Here is a 14,479-nt window from a genome sequence, read left to right on the forward strand (position 1 = left end):
CCCCCCGTCTGTCTCCTGCCCCCGGGTTCGCCTCCCACCTGTCACCCCGCTCGCCGTTCAGGACTCACTCGTGATCGGCCGCCTTCTCGTCGCCAACCGGGGTGAGATCGCCCGCCGTGTCTTCCGTACCTGCCGTGACCTCGGCATCGAGACCGTCGCGGTCTTCTCCGACGCGGACGCCGACGCGCCGCACGTGGCCGAGGCCGACCAGGCCGTACGGCTGCCCGGCGTCAAGCCCGCCGACACCTACCTGTCGACAGAGAAGATCGTCGATGCGGCCCGCAGGACCGGGGCCGACGCGGTCCACCCCGGCTACGGTTTCCTGTCGGAGAACGCCGCGTTCGCGCGAGCCGTACTGGACGCCGGTCTGACCTGGATCGGCCCGCCTCCGGAGGCCGTCGCCGCCATGGGTTCCAAGATCGAGGCCAAGGCGCTGATGGCCGGTGCCGGGGTTCCGGTGCTCCCCGGTTTCACCGCCGGGCCCGGCTACTCGATGGACGACCTCGAACGGGACCTGGACGTCGTCTTCACCCGGATGAGCGGTTCGGCGTCCGGATGGTCGATCCCCCTGCTGGTGAAGGCCTCGGCGGGCGGCGGCGGGCGCGGGATGCGGATCGTACGGCTGACCGACGACCTGCCGGAGGCGGTCGAGTCGGCGCGGCGGGAGGCACTGTCGGCGTTCGGAGACGGGACCGTCTTCGTCGAACCCCTCCTGGAGCGTGCCCGGCACATCGAGGTGCAGATCCTGGCCGACCGGCACGGGACGGTGTGGGCGCTGGGCGAGCGCGAGTGCTCGATCCAGCGGCGGCACCAGAAGGTGGTCGAGGAGACCCCGTCCCCGGCGATCTCCCCGGAGATGCGGGAGCGCCTCTGTGACGCGGCGATCAAGGCCGCGAAGACGATCGGATACGTCGGAGCCGGGACCGTCGAGTTCCTCGTCAAGGACGACACGGTCGCGTTCCTGGAGATGAACACCCGGCTCCAGGTGGAGCACCCCGTCACCGAGTGCGTCTACGGCGTCGACCTCGTCGAACTCCAGCTCGGGATCGCCGAGGGAACCCGGCTCGCCGCGTCGCCGCCGCGGCCGTCGGGCCACGCCGTCGAGGTCCGGCTCTACGCCGAGGACCCCGCCCGCGACTGGCTTCCGCAGAGCGGCACCCTGCACCGCTTCGACGTCCCCGGCGTGGACGCCCGCTTCGCACCCATGTCCCACGGCCTCCGATTGGACTCCGGGGTGGAGGACGGATCGGAGATCGGCGTCCACTACGACCCGATGCTCGCCAAGGTCATCTCCTACGGAGCGAGCCGTACCGAGGCGGTGAGAAGGCTCGCCACCGCCCTGGCGAACGCTCGGATCCACGGCCCCGTCACGAACCGGGACCTCCTGGTCAGGGTCCTGCGTCACGAGGCGTTCCTCGCCGGAGACACCCACACCGGGTTCCTGGACGAACACGACCTGACCGGCCCCGCGCGGGGCCCTGCCGGATCGGATCGCGCCCCGGCCGCGCCGGGGCACGACCCGGCGGAGCCGTCGCAGGACCCGGCGGAGCCTGAGCAGGACCGGCCGTCGCAGGACCGGGCGGGGCCTGAGCAGGACCCGGTGGGGCCGTGGGCCGTCCCCCTGTTCGCCCTCGCCGCCGCCCTCGCGTCGGCGGCGGCCAACCGGGCGGCGGCGACCGTGCAGGCCGGGCTGCCGAGCGGGTGGCGCAACGTGGTTTCGCAGCCGCAGCGCACGGCCTTCGCCGAGACGGAGGTCGCCTACCGGATCAGCCGGGACGGTCTGCGAGCCGAGGGGCTCCCCCACACGAACCTGGTCAGCGCCACACCCGCCCTGGTGGTCCTGGAGACCTCGGGCGTGCGGCACCGCTTCGCCGTCGCCCGCTACGACGGGGTGACCCACGTGGACTCCCCCCTCGGCTCCGTACGGCTCACCCCCCTGCCCCGTCTCCCCGAACCCGTCGTGCACGTGGCCCCGGGCTCCCTGCTGGCTCCCATGCCCGGTACCGTGCTGCGCGTTGACGTCAAACCCGGCGACCCCGTCGGCGCGGGGCAGGTGGTCATGGTGCTGGAGGCCATGAAGATGGAACATCGCATCACCGCCCCCACCTCGGGCACGGTCTCCGCGCTGAACGTGACGCCGGGCCGGCAGGTCGAGGCGGGGACCGTACTGGCCGTGATCGAGGAGCGGGATTGACGTCCTCCCCAGGACCAGAGCCCGGGGTCTCCACGATGGAAGGATTGGAATGAACACCGACGGTGGTTGGCCAGTGGAGCGCCTGGTGCACAGGGAGGTGTCCGGAGGGGTCGCGACGATCACCCTGGACTCCCCGCGCAACCGCAACGCGCTGTCCGTGCGTCTGCTCGGCGATCTGGAGGACCGGCTCAACTGGGCGCTGGCCGCCGACGAGGTCCGGGTGATCGTGCTCACCGCGACCGGGCCGGTGTTCTGCTCCGGGGCGGACCTGAAGGAGCAGCGGGTCGAGCCGGGCAACGCGCACGAGGCGCCGGTGACCGCCTCGTTCCCGGAGATCATGAGCCTGATCTGGGAGAGTCCCAAACCGGTCGTCTGCCGGTTGAACGGCACCGCCCGCGCCGGAGGGCTGGGCCTGGTGGCGGCGTGCGACTTCGCGATCGCGCCGGATTCGGCGTCGTTCGCGTTCACCGAGGTCCGGCTCGGCGTGGTCCCCGCGATGATCTCGGTGACGGTGCTGCGGCGGCTCGACCCCCGGGCCGCCGCCGAATACCTGCTCACCGGGGAGGTCTTCGACGCGGCTCGCGCGCAGGAGATCGGCCTGCTCACCCGGGCCGTGCCCGAGGAGGACCTGGACGGCGTGGTCGCCCACTACACCGGCATGCTGCTGCGCGGCGGCCCGGAGGCGCTCGCGATCACCAAGCAGCTCGTGCGGACCGTGCCCACGCTGACCGTCGAGGAGGGCATGCGCCAGATGTCCGAGCTGTCCGCCCAGCGCTTCACCTCCGCCGAGGGCCAGGAGGGCATCGCCTCCTTCATGGAGAAGCGTCCCGCGTCCTGGATCCCCGAGCCCGAGGGGGATTGATGCTGCGCATCGCCAACTGCTCCGGCTTCTACGGCGATCGGCTGTCCGCCGCCAGGGAGATGGTGGAGGGCGGCCCGATCGACGTCCTCACCGGCGACTGGCTCGCCGAGCTGACCATGCTGATCCTGGCCGGCAACCGGTCGAAGGGCCGTCCCGGCTACGCACCGACCTTCCTGACGCAGCTGGAGCACGTTCTCGGGACGTGCCTGGATCGTGGGATCAAGGTCGTGTCCAACGCGGGCGGCCTGGATCCGGCCGGATGTGCCGCCGCGGTGAGCGAGCTGGCCGGCAGGCTCGGACTGTCCGTGAAGGTCGCGCACGTGACCGGCGACGACCTGACCGGCCACGAGCTTGGCGATGCGCTGAATCTGGACACCGGGGAGAAACTCCCCTCCGCGCCGCTGACCGCCAACGCCTACCTGGGCGGCCGGCCGATCGCCGACGCCCTGTCCGCCGGGGCGGACGTGGTGGTGACCGGGCGGGTCACCGACGCCGCGCTGGTCACCGGGCCGGGGATCTGGCGGTACGGCTGGCGCCCCGGTGACTATGACGCGCTGGCCGGCTCGGTGGTCGCCGGGCACGTCATCGAGTGCGGCTGCCAGGCGACCGGCGGGAACTACGCGTTCTTCGGCGAGGTGCCGGACCTGGCGCACTGCGGGTTCCCCATCGCCGAGCTGCACGCCGACGGATCCAGCGTGATCACCAAGCACCCCGGGACCGGCGGGCTGGTCTCGGTCGGCACCGTCACCGCGCAGCTGCTCTACGAGATCGGGTCGCCCCGCTACCTGGGACCCGACGCGATCGCGCGGTTCGACACGATCCGGCTGGAGCAGCAGGGGCCGGACCGGGTCCGGATCTCGGGGACGCGCGGTGAGGCCCCGCCCGACACGCTCAAGGTCGCGATCAACTACCTGGGCGGCTACCGCAACACCATGACCATGGTTCTGACCGGCCTGGACCTCGAGGCCAAGGCCCGGCTCGCGCAGGACGCCATCTGGTCCCGCGTTCCCAGGGAGTCCTTCGAGCAGGTCCACGTCGAGCTCACTCCGATGGCCGACACCGCCCTGCTGCGCATCACCGTGATGGACGCCGACTCCAGGAAGGCGGGGCGCGCCTTCTCATCCGCCGTGGTCGAGACCGGCCTGGCCAGTTACCCGGGCTTCTACGGTCTCACTCCCCCGGGCCAGGCCTCCCCCTACGGCGTCTACTGGCCCACCCTCATCCCGGTGCGGGCCGTGCAGGCACGCGTCTGGCTCGACGGCCGGCAGCTCGACGGCCCGCCCGGCCATCAGCGGCCCGACGACTCTTCCGATCCTCAGCGGCCCGACGACTTCCCCGATCGTCAGCTACTCGGCGGCCCGCGGCTCGACGGTCAGCGGTCCGACAGCGGTGAGCGTTCCGTTCCCCAGACGGCACCGGCCGCGTCAGCGCTCTCCCCCGGGATCCCCGGGCAGGGCGAACCGGCGATCGAGGACGGCGACCTGCCTGCCGTACAGGCCCCGCTGGGCACGATCATGGGCGCCCGTTCCGGGGACAAGGGCGGAAACGCCAACCTGGGTGTCTGGGTCCGTACGACCGGGCAGTTCGACTGGCTGACCGGCTACCTGACGGTCGAGCGCCTGGCGGAGCTCCTCCCCTTCACCGCGAAGCTCAGGGTCGAACGCTTCGAGCTACCCAACCTGCTCGCCCTCAACTTCGTGGTTCACGGTCTCCTCGGCCGAGGCGTGGCCGCCAGCCCGCGCCTCGACGCCCAGGCCAAGGCTCTCGGCGAGGAGCTCCGTGCCAAGCTCGCCGAGATCCCCCGATCCCTCCTCCAGGCTCCCGTACGGCCCGCGCCCCCGGCGCCACCCGCGTAGACCCTGCCCCACGGGGAGCGCATCCTCAGGCGTGAACGGCTGATCGCCACCACGCCCCCCGTACCCACCCGACCCGCCTGCCGGCCACTCCGACAACCATCCCCGCCGACTCCTTCCCGACTTCCCGACTGGATGATCATCATTCCGGATGGATCTCCATCGCCGGCAGGCGTCGGCAAGGCCGAAGACCGCAGGTCAAGGAGGCAAAGACTTACCGAAGGGGTCGTGTCGCGGCCACTGACCGGCGTGGCACAGGTGTTTCCTGGGTACCCGTATTGGCCTTACTTCCTTGGAGGTCGGGGATGAGGAAGTTGCTATTTGTCGGCGCGCTCGCGGTTGGCCTGTTCGCCACCGGATGCGGCGGCACTGAAGAGAAGGACGCGACCGAACCGATCGCGGCGGACGGGGTCAAAGCAACACCGACCGCATCCGCATCCGCATCCGTATCCGCGTCCGCGACGCCGGCGGCGGCTGGCGCCATGGTCGACCTGGCGGAAACGAAGATCGGAAAAGTTCTGGTAGGTGAGAAGGGCCGCACGCTCTACCTCTTCGAGAAGGACAAGAACGGGAAGTCAGCGTGTTCGGGCCCCTGCGCTCAGGCGTGGCCGCCGCTTGTCATGTCTGAGAAGCCCAGAGCCGGTAACGGCATCAAGGAGAACCTGCTCGGCACCACCAAGCGTGACGACGGCGAGACCCAGGTGACCTACAACGGTCATCCGCTCTACTACTACATCAAGGACCAGAAGCCGGGCGACACCACGGGCCAGGACGTCGAGGCATTCGGCGCCGAGTGGTACGCGGTGAACACGAACGGCGAGAAGGTGCACGGCTAGGACCGTCCCGTTCCAGGGCGTCTCATCCGAGGATCGCGACGGCCGCCGCACCCGTTCGGGGCGGCGGCCGTCGCCGTTCTCGTGACCGCAGGAGACCCAGCCACTGGCAGCCGACGGGATCGAGGAGATCGCGCTCATCCTGAAGGCCTAGCCACCGCATCGGTCGGAAGCGTGGCAGGCCGACCGGCCTGCCACGCCGTACCCCCGGGTCCGAAACCCCGGCCACGCCTAACCCGCGATCTGGTGCCGGGCAGCGGTCAGGGCTGTCTCGAGGTCGACGCCGAGCTCACGCAGGCCGTCGCGTAGGCCCGCGCCGCTTCCTCGAGCCGCTCGCCACGCTCTCTCTCGGCCAGCTCGGGAATCCCCCGCACGACGGTGCCCTGTCCCACTCTGCCTCGTAGGTATCCGGCGCTCTCCAGCTCTCGGTAGGCCCGCGCGACCCTCCCGGACGCCAGGCCGAGATCTCGGGCGAGCTGCCGGATGCTCGGCAACCTCGTGGTCGACGCCGCCTGCGGCTGACCGTACAGGCCATGGACCCGGAGATCTCGCCGGAGCGGGGCCGGGGCCGGGAGCGATCAGCGGGGTCGGCGCCCGGAGGGGCGCGACGGCTCATCGCTCAGTTCGTGCCACTGGCCGCATACGTGGAGCCGTTGGCCGCACTCCCGGAGCGGAACGCCCGCAATTTCATGATTGAAACGTTCATGCAACCTTTCAAACTCTACGATTGCACGCAATTGCTCCATAGGACTGGCTCGGGAAGGAATCAGCCATGCGACTGCGGTTTCTTGGCTCCACCTCGGAGGCGGGCGCCTGCCCCTCTCTCTACGAAACCGATCGCGGCACCATCGTCGTCCAGGGCATGCAGGTGACCGACCCGGAAGCCCTGGCTGATCTGCGCGACGTCCTGGACGGCGAGACCATCATCGAGGTCCCCCGCGAGCTTCTCGTAGACATCGCCCGCAGGGTGCTTCTGTAAATATTGGTCACGATTGGGAGCCGTCTATGGCATGATCCACCGCTCGGGTCTAGCGTCGTGCGCACCATGCGGGAGATGACGTGAATACGCGGAACGACCAGGTCGGCAGAGACTGCGGCGCCTCGCCCACACGACCGGCTGAGGAGATCGTGTGAGTGAGTTCCAGCAGGCCAGGGCCGACCTGGGCGCGCAGCTTCGGCAATTGCGCGAGTCGGCCCGCCTATCGGGCAAGGATCTGGCCGAACGGCTCCGGTGGCAGGCTTCCAAGATCTCCAGACTGGAGAACGCCCGCCAGACCCCCACCGAGGACGACATCGTCCTGTGGGGGCGAGCGGTGCAGGCCACCCCGGAGGCCATCGAGGAGCTCGTCGAGCAGGCCTCAGCGCTGCTGGAGCGCCAGGACTCCTGGCGACAGCGGCATCGCAGCGGCCTGGCCGCGCTCCAGGAGGACATCCGGGAGATGGAGGCCCGGACCACGCTGCTGCGGGTCTTCGAGCCGGGCGTGGTCATCGGCCTGTTGCAGACCACCGAGTACGCCAGGAGCATCTTCACCCGGATCAAGCGCCTCTACAACGCACCCGACGAGATCGACGCGGCCATCAGGGTGCGCATGCAGCGCCAGGAGATCCTCTACGACCAGAACAAGAAGTTCAGGTTCGTCCTGCCCGAGGCCACATTGCGCTACCGGCTGGCCCCGCTTGACGTGATGCGCGGGCAGCTCGACAGGCTGCTGGCCGTGACCGCGCTCCCCAACGTGGAGTTCGGTGTGATCCCCTTCGAGGCGCCCCTCCCATCCGCGCTGCTCAACGGCTTCTGGATCTACGACGAGGACCACGTGGCGGTGCCGACCAGGACCAGGGACCTGATCCTCCGCGACCCGGACGACATCGCCTTCTACATGCGGGCCTTCGAGGAACTCTCCGAGGCCGCGGTCTTCCGGGACGAGGCCAGATCGGTGATCGTGAGAGTGCTGGAGGACTTCGCCAGACAATCGGCAGGCAAAAAGCCGCAATTGCTTGATTAATCCCCCAAGATCGTGCAATTCTCTGTCGAGACGGAGGTGACGCACGATGCTGGACACGCTGTCTTGTCTGGAGAGGTTCGCCATTGCGACTCGGTTGCATGCGGACTTGTCGGTGCAGAGGATTTCATTCGGAGATCCTGCTTACGTCTGCGTCCGCAATCGCTTCAGCAACACACTGGTAGAGACCGTGACATGCTCCCCGGACGGTGGCTTCATCACCTCGTGGGGCTATCGGCTCGGCACCACCGACTACATCGAGGAGGCCGCCGCACGGCTGGCCTTCCTGCTGGCGGCGTTACCGGCCTGACACGGGGGATCCGGCGGAGAAAACCGCGGGGTCCAGTCCGACCTCGCGGGCGGCGGCGACCCGGGCGTGGTGCAGAAGGCGGGTCCGGGACATGTTTCCCGCGTGCAGGGTGTAACGGACCACCAGGCCGTCGAGCATGCCGTCGATCCGCTCGGCCGACCCCTGAGGGTCGTCGCAGACGAACTCGCCCGTGGCCACACCCTCCGTGATCACCTCGCCGAGGATCTCGATCCAGGCGCCTTCCAGCTCCAGCAGGATGGTCCGGACGTGCGGCTCGCGCACCCCGACCGCCCAGGCGTCGAGCCAGAGGATCCAGCTCTGGTCGGAGCGGGAGGCCGGGATGTAGAAGAGCAGGACGCGGTCCAGCCGCTCCACGGCGGTGCCCGGCTCCGCGACGATCTCCCTCAGCCGCTGGATCTCCGAGTCGCTGGTGCTGCGAAGCATCTCGGTGATGAGATCGTCTTTTGTGGCGAAGTGATAGTGGATCAGCCCGCCGCTCACATTGGTCGCCTTGGCGATGTCGGCGACGCGCGTGCTGGCCAGCCCCCGCTCGAGCACGACCCTTCGGGTGGCGTCGAGCAGCTCCGCTCGACGCTGATCGGCCTGGTCTGCGCGGCTGCTGCGCGCCCCTCCTCCGCTGTGCACGGCGCAAGACTACAGTCGCGGTTCCCGATGCGGCGGCTCAGCCGCGGTTGCAGGGCAGCCGGTCGCCGGAGCCCCCGTGCTCCGAGGCGGCGAACACCCCGGCTCCGGGTGGCTCATCGACCCCCATAACCTCCGCGGCCGGCATGGACGACGTGACCGACATGGACGGCGTGAGTGGCGTGGCCGACGTGAGCGGCGGGCCATGGCGGATCGAGCCGTCGGGCTCTCACCCTCGGACGGAAGAGCCGGGCAGGCGCACCCGGGCGCGCGTTCCGCGGCCCGCGGCGTTCTCCAGGGTGATCTCTCCCCCGGCGTCCCGTACGGCCTGCGCCACGATGGCCAGCCCCAGGCCGGAGCCTGGCATGCTGCGCGCCGAGGACGACCGCCAGAACCTGTCGAACACGTACGGCAGCTCGTCCTCCGGGATGCCCGGGCCGTGGTCCCTGACGGCCAGCTCGCCATCGTGGAGCCGTACGGTCACCGGCCCCGTCGCCGAGCCACCCCCCAGGCCCGTCGCCGGACCGCTCCCCGAGCCGGGCCCCACGATGCTCCGCGAACCGTCCGTCGAGCCGGGCGCCCCGCCGCTTTGCGAACCGTCCGTCGAGCCGGGTGTCCCACCGCTCCCCGAGCCGTTCACCGGTTCGGACGTCGTGCCGCTCTCCGAGAACTTCACCGCGTTGTCCAGCAGGTTCACCACGGCCCGCTCCAGGGCGGCCTGGTCACCGTGGACATACCAGGGGCGTAGCTCGACCTCTATCGAGGTGTCGGGGGCCCGGAGCCGGGCCCGGCGCACGGCGGCCTCGACCACGTCGTGGAAGGCGACCTCGACGTACGGCTCGTGCTCGTCCTCGGAGCGCGAGAGCTGCAGCAGGTCCCCGACCAGCGTGGACATCTCCTCGAACTGGGCCTTGAGGCTGTTCAGCAGCCTGCGTTTGGGGCCCGGGTCCAGCGGGCGGCCCGCGTTCTCGCTGCGCAGCAACAGATCGATGTTGGTGCGCAGACTGGTGAGCGGGGTGCGCAGCTCGTGCCCGGCGTCGGCGATCAGCCGCCGCTGGCGCTCGCGGGATCCGGCCAGCGCGGTGGTCATCGCGTTGAACGAGGTGCCCAGCCTGGCGATCTCGTCGGTGCCCTCGACCGGAAGCCTGGTGTCGAGGTCCTCGGTCCTGGCGACGTGCTCGACGGCCTCGGCCAGACGGCCGACCGGGCGCAGCGCCGTACGGGAGACGAACAGCCCCGCCGAGGTCGCGCCGAGCACACCGAGCGCGGCGACCCCGGCGAGGATCCAGGCGAGCGTGGTGAGGGTGGACTGGAACTCGGTCAGCGTCCGGGACTCCATCACCGCGAGGCCGGACCCGACGCTCCTGGTCAGCACGCGCACCTCCGCCCCCTCCTCCGTGGTGCCGTTCCTGATCGCCTCCTGCCCCGCGGGCCCCGCGGCCAGGTCGCGGTCGGCCGGGGTGACCTTGACGCCGGGGGCGCCGACGACGCACCTTCCTCCTTGCGCGTCGATCGCCTGGAGGGGCTGGAAACGGAACGGCAGCGGCCGGGTGGGAAAGCCCCTGTCGCAGTACTGCTGGATCCACTCGATGCCCTGCGGTCCCTTCGGCCCGTGCAGCGAACGGTCCATCTGGTCGAGCAGCTCGCTCCTGACAATGAACCAGCAGACCGCCGCGCACACCGCGATCGCCACCGCGACCGCCGTCGCGACCAGCAGGGTGAGCCGCGAGCGCAGGGAGCGGCGGCCGTTCACGGTGAGAGCCGCAGCACGTAGCCGACACCCCGGACGGTGTGGATCAGCCGGGGGCGTCCCGCGGTCTCGGTCTTGCGGCGCAGATACATGACGTAGACGTCGAGGGAGTTGGAGGACGGCTCGAAGTCGAAGCCCCACACCTCGCTGAGGATCTGCTCGCGGGTGAGCACCTGGCGGGGATGGACCATGAGCAGTTCCAGCAGGAGATACTCGGTCCGGGTCAGTTCGAGCGGCTCGCCCGCCCGGGTGACCTCGCGGCTGAAGGTGTCCATCCGCAGGTCGCCGTAGGCCAGCACGCCGTCGTCCTCCGCCGCGGGCGCGCTCAGCGCGCCGCGCCGCAGCAGTGCCCTGACCCGGGCCAGCAGCTCGTCCAGCTCGAACGGTTTGACCAGATAGTCGTCGGCCCCGGCGTCCAATCCGGAGACCCGGTCGCCCACGGCGTCCCGGGCGGTGAGCATGAGCACCGGCACGTGGTTGCGCACCGCCCTGAGCCTGCGGCAGGCGGTCAGCCCGTCCAGCCGCGGCATCATCACGTCGAGCAGCACCAGGTCGTACGGCTCCCGCTCCAGCGTCTCCAGCGCGGCCTGCCCGTCCGAGGCCAGGCCGACCCGGTATCCCTCGAACTCCAGGCTGCTCTGCAACGCCTCCCTGAGCGCGGGCTCGTCGTCCACGACCAGCACCCGCGCGGCCTCACCGTCACCCATGGCCCCAACGCTAGACGCTCACCGGACATCTAGGTCAAATGCCCCGTCCTTCGGGCGGAGAGGAAGCTCTTCTTGGGTTTTCTCTTGGTGTGCAGGTCGGGCTCGGTAGGGCTGGGATGTTCCGCGATAGCCAAGCGGGATGTGCTTGTCAGTCACGTGGGACGTGTGTGTTTGAGCGCGGCGGGGCGTGCCGTGTCCGCGCGGGGAGGCTTCGGGGTTGCCCGGCCGGTGAACCGCGAACCGACAGACCCGGCTGGAAGGCCGGGTGCTGGAATCCCCGGTTTTCAAAACCGGGGAGGACGTCAACATGAGAGTCCGATGAATGCCGTTCTGTGTTGCTCGGTGAGGGTCGAGGAGCTGCCGCGTCGCTGCGGCAGCGTTCTCCGTTTCCGGAGTCAGTGCAGGCAGACCAGCACGGTGCCGACCCATCACCACAACACCGGTCTCAGGCCAGGAGTGCCATGGCCGCGTTGTGGCCGGGGATGCCGCTGACCCCGCCGCCGCGCCGGGCGCCCGCGCCGCAGAGCAGGATGCGCTCGAACTCGGTCTCCACGCCCCACCGCCCCCGCTCGCCGTACGGCCAGGACAGATCGCGGTGGAAGATGTGGCCGCCGGGCAGGCCCGCCTCGTTCTCCAGGTCGACCGGGGTCCTCGCCTCCAGGCAGGGGCTTCCGTCGGGGGCGCGCAGCAGGCAGTCCTCGATCGGTTCGGCGAGCACCCGGTTCATCGAGGCGAGCGTGGCACCGAGCGCGGCCTCACGCGCTCCGGCCGGATCCTCGCGGAACAGCCGGGCGGGCATGTGCAGGCCGAACAGGGTCATCGTCTGGGCTCCGGCGGCCCGCAGGCCGGGGCCGAGGATGGAGGGGTCGGTCAGCGAGTGGCAGTAGACCTCGGCCGGGGGCAGTTCCGGGATCCGCCCGGCGGCGGCCTCGGCGTAGGCGCGGGCGAGCTGGTCGCGGCCCTCGTTGATGTGGAACGTGCCGCTGAACGCCGCCACGGGGTCGACATCGGCGTCCCTGAGCCGGGGCAGCCGCGACAGCACCATGTTGATCTTGAGCTGGGCGCCTTCAGGCGTGGGCTCGTCGGCTCCCAGCAGACGGGCGAGTACTGCGGGCGGCACGTTGGCCAGGACCCGGTCACCCCGGACCACGTGTTCCCCGCCGGCGTCGCGGAAGGCGACCTCGCCGGAGGGATCGACGGCGAGGACCTCGGCGCCGGTCAGGATCTCGGCTCCGGCCGCGCGGGCGGCGTCCGCGAGACCATCGGAGACCGCGCCCATGCCGCCGACCGGGACGTTCCAGTCGCCGGTCCCGTCGCCGATCACGTGATAGAGGAAGCACCGGTTGGCGAGCAGGCTCGGGTCGGAGGGATCGGCGAAGGTGCCGATCAGCGCGTCGGTGAGCACCACTCCACGCACGGTGTCGTCGGCGAACCTCTCGTCCACGACCTCGCCGATCGGCCGTTCGAACAACTCCCGCCAGGCCTCGTCGCCGACGAGGTCCCGCATCGCCTCGCGGTCCACGAGGGGTTCCAGCAATGTCGGCGCCACCCGCTCCGCCACGTGGGCGGTCATCGCGTAGAGGCGACGCCACGCGTCCAGGTCGGCGGAGCCGCCGGTGACCCGGGTGAAGGAGGAGGCGGTCCGGGTGGCGTCGCCGTTGTCCACCAGCAGTCCCGTGTCCCCCACGGGCGTGTAGGACGCGTAGCGGCGGCGGCGCAGTGTGACGTTGAGCCCGAGGTCTTTCGCGACCTTGGCGGGCAGGAGGCTGACGAGGTAGGAGTAGCGCGAGATCCGGGCGTCGACCCCGGCGAACGCCCGCGCCGAGACGGCGAGACCGCCGACGTGGTCGAGACGCTCCAGGACGAGGACCCGGCGGCCCGCTCGGGCAAGGTAGGCGGCGGCGACCAGGCCGTTGTGGCCGCCTCCGGCGATCACGACGTCATAGCGAGAACGGAGCACGGGACATCCCGGTGAGATGAGGGGCGACGGGGCGGGGACTCCGGATGGTCAGAGACCGGTCTGCCAGTGCGGCTCAGGACAGAGCACGCTGGACACCTCAATCACTACCATGTCACGCACCATATATCGAAGGCGACAAACCGGTCTACGGTCGCTCACGGCTCGCCGCCCACAGGTCATCGGTGCACCGGTCACAGGTCACCGGCGCACGAATCGCCGCTCACAGATCACAGATCACAGATCGCTGGTCGCTGGTCAAAGATCGCTGGTTACCGACACCCGGATCACTGATCACCGGTCATCCGGCTCGCGGATGCTCGCGAGCCACGGAGAGGGTGATCTTCAGGAGGGTCGCGGCGGGGCCGGTGGGGGTGCTGCCGCGGCGCCAGACCGCGCGCAGCCGGCGTTCGAGGTCGATGCCCTGGGTGGCCACCTCGACCAGGCGGCCGGTGGCCAGCTCCGTCTCCACCGCGTAGCCACTGAGCACGGCGGGCGCGGCGCCCTCGCGGGCGGCGCCCTTGACCGCGGCGTTGGAGCCGAGTTCGAGTCTGGGGGCGGCGACGGCGTGGCCGGCCAGCGCGAGGTCCAGGGTCTCGCGGGTGCCGGAGCCGCGCTCGCGGACGACCAGCGGGGTGGCGGCCAGCTCGGCGGCGAGCAGCGGGGTCCGGCGCCGCGCCCACGGGTGGCCCGGCGCGACCACCACGACGAGGCGGTCGGTGGCGACCACGCGGGAGGTCAGCCCGGACGGCACCGAGGGCCCCTCCACGAATCCGAGCTCGACCCCGCCGCCGACGAGTCTCGCCACCTCGGCCGAGTTCTGCACGTCCAGGCCGACCTGGACCGCGGACTCCCGGCCCTGCAGCTCCCCCAGCCAGCGCGGCAGCAGGTATTCGGCCACGGTCATACTGGCCGCGATGTGCAGATGGGCCGCCCGGCCGTGCCGTACCGCCTCCACGCCGCGCATCAGCTCCTCGGCCGCCGACAGCACCTGCGTGGCCCAGGCCGAGACCATCGCGCCCTGCGGGGTGAGGGTGGAACCGCGCGGGGTGCGCTCCAGCAACGGCAGCCCGAGACGGCGCTCCAGCAACGAGATCCGCTTGCTCGCCGACGGCTGGGCGATGCCCCCGGCCCGGGCCGCCTGGCCGAGGCTGCCCAGGCGGTCCACATCGACGAGCAGGCGCAGGGACTCGAGATCGGGCAGCTCACTCATAGCCCCAGGCTATGACCTTTACGGAGCCGACACCTACCGGCCGGCCGCGCCGGCACGCCGGTCACGACCGTTCCTCTCCCCGTCTCCGAGGGCCTGACGCCCCCGCGGCGGCCGAACGTCACCGTGGCGGGCGTGTACGGCGGCCGGACACCGGTCGA

General features: G+C 70.7%; 12 protein-coding genes. 6 read left to right on the top strand and 6 right to left on the bottom strand.

The genetic code is table 11. The features are described from left to right. Positions 1-70 precede the first annotated feature (70 nt). The 4 genes from CHC08_RS10885 (at position 71) to CHC08_RS10900 (ending at position 5,745) form a co-directional block, all read left to right on the top strand. Positions 71-2,194, top strand: a complete 2,124-nt coding sequence (locus CHC08_RS10885; RefSeq protein ID WP_089207097.1) for an acetyl/propionyl/methylcrotonyl-CoA carboxylase subunit alpha — start codon at positions 71-73, stop codon at positions 2,192-2,194. 49 nt (positions 2,195-2,243) lie between these two features. Further along, positions 2,244-3,056: an enoyl-CoA hydratase-related protein gene (locus CHC08_RS10890; protein ID WP_089207098.1), complete on the top strand. Its 813-nt coding sequence runs from the start codon at positions 2,244-2,246 to the stop codon at positions 3,054-3,056. Next, the gene (locus CHC08_RS10895) at positions 3,056-4,912 is read left to right on the top strand and encodes an acyclic terpene utilization AtuA family protein (RefSeq protein ID WP_089207099.1); all 1,857 of its coding nucleotides are present in this window, start codon (positions 3,056-3,058) and stop codon (positions 4,910-4,912) included. The genes CHC08_RS10890 and CHC08_RS10895 overlap by 1 nt, the downstream gene beginning before the upstream one ends. A gap of 311 nt (positions 4,913-5,223) precedes the next feature. Further along, complete coding sequence (locus tag CHC08_RS10900) at positions 5,224-5,745, top strand: COG4315 family predicted lipoprotein (protein WP_218825242.1); 522 nt, start codon at positions 5,224-5,226, stop codon at positions 5,743-5,745. Positions 5,746-6,002: 257 nt separating this feature from the next. On the opposite strand, the gene CHC08_RS52895 is transcribed toward CHC08_RS10900, so the two are convergent. Further along, positions 6,003-6,236 carry a winged helix-turn-helix transcriptional regulator gene (locus CHC08_RS52895; protein WP_420823564.1) on the bottom strand — a complete coding sequence of 78 codons (234 nt, stop codon included), beginning with the start codon at positions 6,234-6,236 and terminating at the stop codon, positions 6,003-6,005. A 278-nt stretch (positions 6,237-6,514) separates the two neighbouring features. On the opposite strand from CHC08_RS52895, the gene CHC08_RS10910 reads away from it, so the two are divergent. Beyond that, positions 6,515-6,721: a hypothetical protein gene (locus tag CHC08_RS10910; RefSeq protein WP_089207101.1), complete on the top strand. Its 207-nt coding sequence runs from the start codon at positions 6,515-6,517 to the stop codon at positions 6,719-6,721. 151 nt (positions 6,722-6,872) lie between these two features. Beyond that, positions 6,873-7,745, top strand: coding sequence for a helix-turn-helix domain-containing protein (locus tag CHC08_RS10915; protein WP_089207102.1), 873 nt, complete (start codon positions 6,873-6,875; stop codon positions 7,743-7,745). 295 nt (positions 7,746-8,040) lie between these two features. Here the strand turns inward: CHC08_RS10915 and CHC08_RS10925 are convergent, their stop codons facing one another. The 5 genes from CHC08_RS10925 to CHC08_RS10945 all read right to left on the bottom strand — a co-directional run bounded on the left by CHC08_RS10925 (position 8,041) and on the right by CHC08_RS10945 (position 14,321). Beyond that, entirely contained in the window at positions 8,041-8,697 is a 657-nt protein-coding gene (locus CHC08_RS10925) for a TetR/AcrR family transcriptional regulator (RefSeq protein ID WP_089207104.1), read from the bottom strand. A 226-nt stretch (positions 8,698-8,923) separates the two neighbouring features. Further along, positions 8,924-10,447: a sensor histidine kinase gene (locus tag CHC08_RS10930; protein WP_089207105.1), complete on the bottom strand. Its 1,524-nt coding sequence runs from the start codon at positions 10,445-10,447 to the stop codon at positions 8,924-8,926. Then, on the bottom strand, positions 10,444-11,151 hold the full coding sequence (locus CHC08_RS10935; RefSeq protein ID WP_089207106.1) for a response regulator transcription factor: 708 nt from the start codon (positions 11,149-11,151) through the stop codon (positions 10,444-10,446). The genes CHC08_RS10930 and CHC08_RS10935 overlap by 4 nt, the downstream gene beginning before the upstream one ends. Positions 11,152-11,596: 445 nt before the next feature. Next, positions 11,597-13,111, bottom strand: coding sequence for a phytoene desaturase family protein (locus CHC08_RS10940; protein ID WP_089207107.1), 1,515 nt, complete (start codon positions 13,109-13,111; stop codon positions 11,597-11,599). A gap of 298 nt (positions 13,112-13,409) precedes the next feature. Beyond that, on the bottom strand, positions 13,410-14,321 hold the full coding sequence (locus CHC08_RS10945; RefSeq protein WP_089207108.1) for a LysR family transcriptional regulator: 912 nt from the start codon (positions 14,319-14,321) through the stop codon (positions 13,410-13,412). Positions 14,322-14,479: the final 158 nt, after the last annotated feature.

Source organism: Streptosporangium subroseum, from assembly GCF_900188345.1.
Classification (GTDB): Bacteria; Actinomycetota; Actinomycetes; order Streptosporangiales; family Streptosporangiaceae; genus Streptosporangium; species Streptosporangium subroseum.

What these genes read in the sequence shown, in the direction of transcription:
- CHC08_RS10890 (WP_089207098.1), top strand. Translation starts at nt 2,244, where the DNA reads ATGAACACCGACGGTGGTTGGCCAGTGGAGCGCCTGGTGCACAGGGAG.
- CHC08_RS10895 (WP_089207099.1), top strand. Translation starts at nt 3,056, where the DNA reads ATGCTGCGCATCGCCAACTGCTCCGGCTTCTACGGCGATCGGCTGTCC.
- CHC08_RS10910 (WP_089207101.1), top strand. Translation starts at nt 6,515, where the DNA reads ATGCGACTGCGGTTTCTTGGCTCCACCTCGGAGGCGGGCGCCTGCCCC.
- CHC08_RS10935 (WP_089207106.1), bottom strand. Translation starts at nt 11,151, where the DNA reads ATGGGTGACGGTGAGGCCGCGCGGGTGCTGGTCGTGGACGACGAGCCC.
- CHC08_RS10945 (WP_089207108.1), bottom strand. Translation starts at nt 14,321, where the DNA reads ATGAGTGAGCTGCCCGATCTCGAGTCCCTGCGCCTGCTCGTCGATGTG.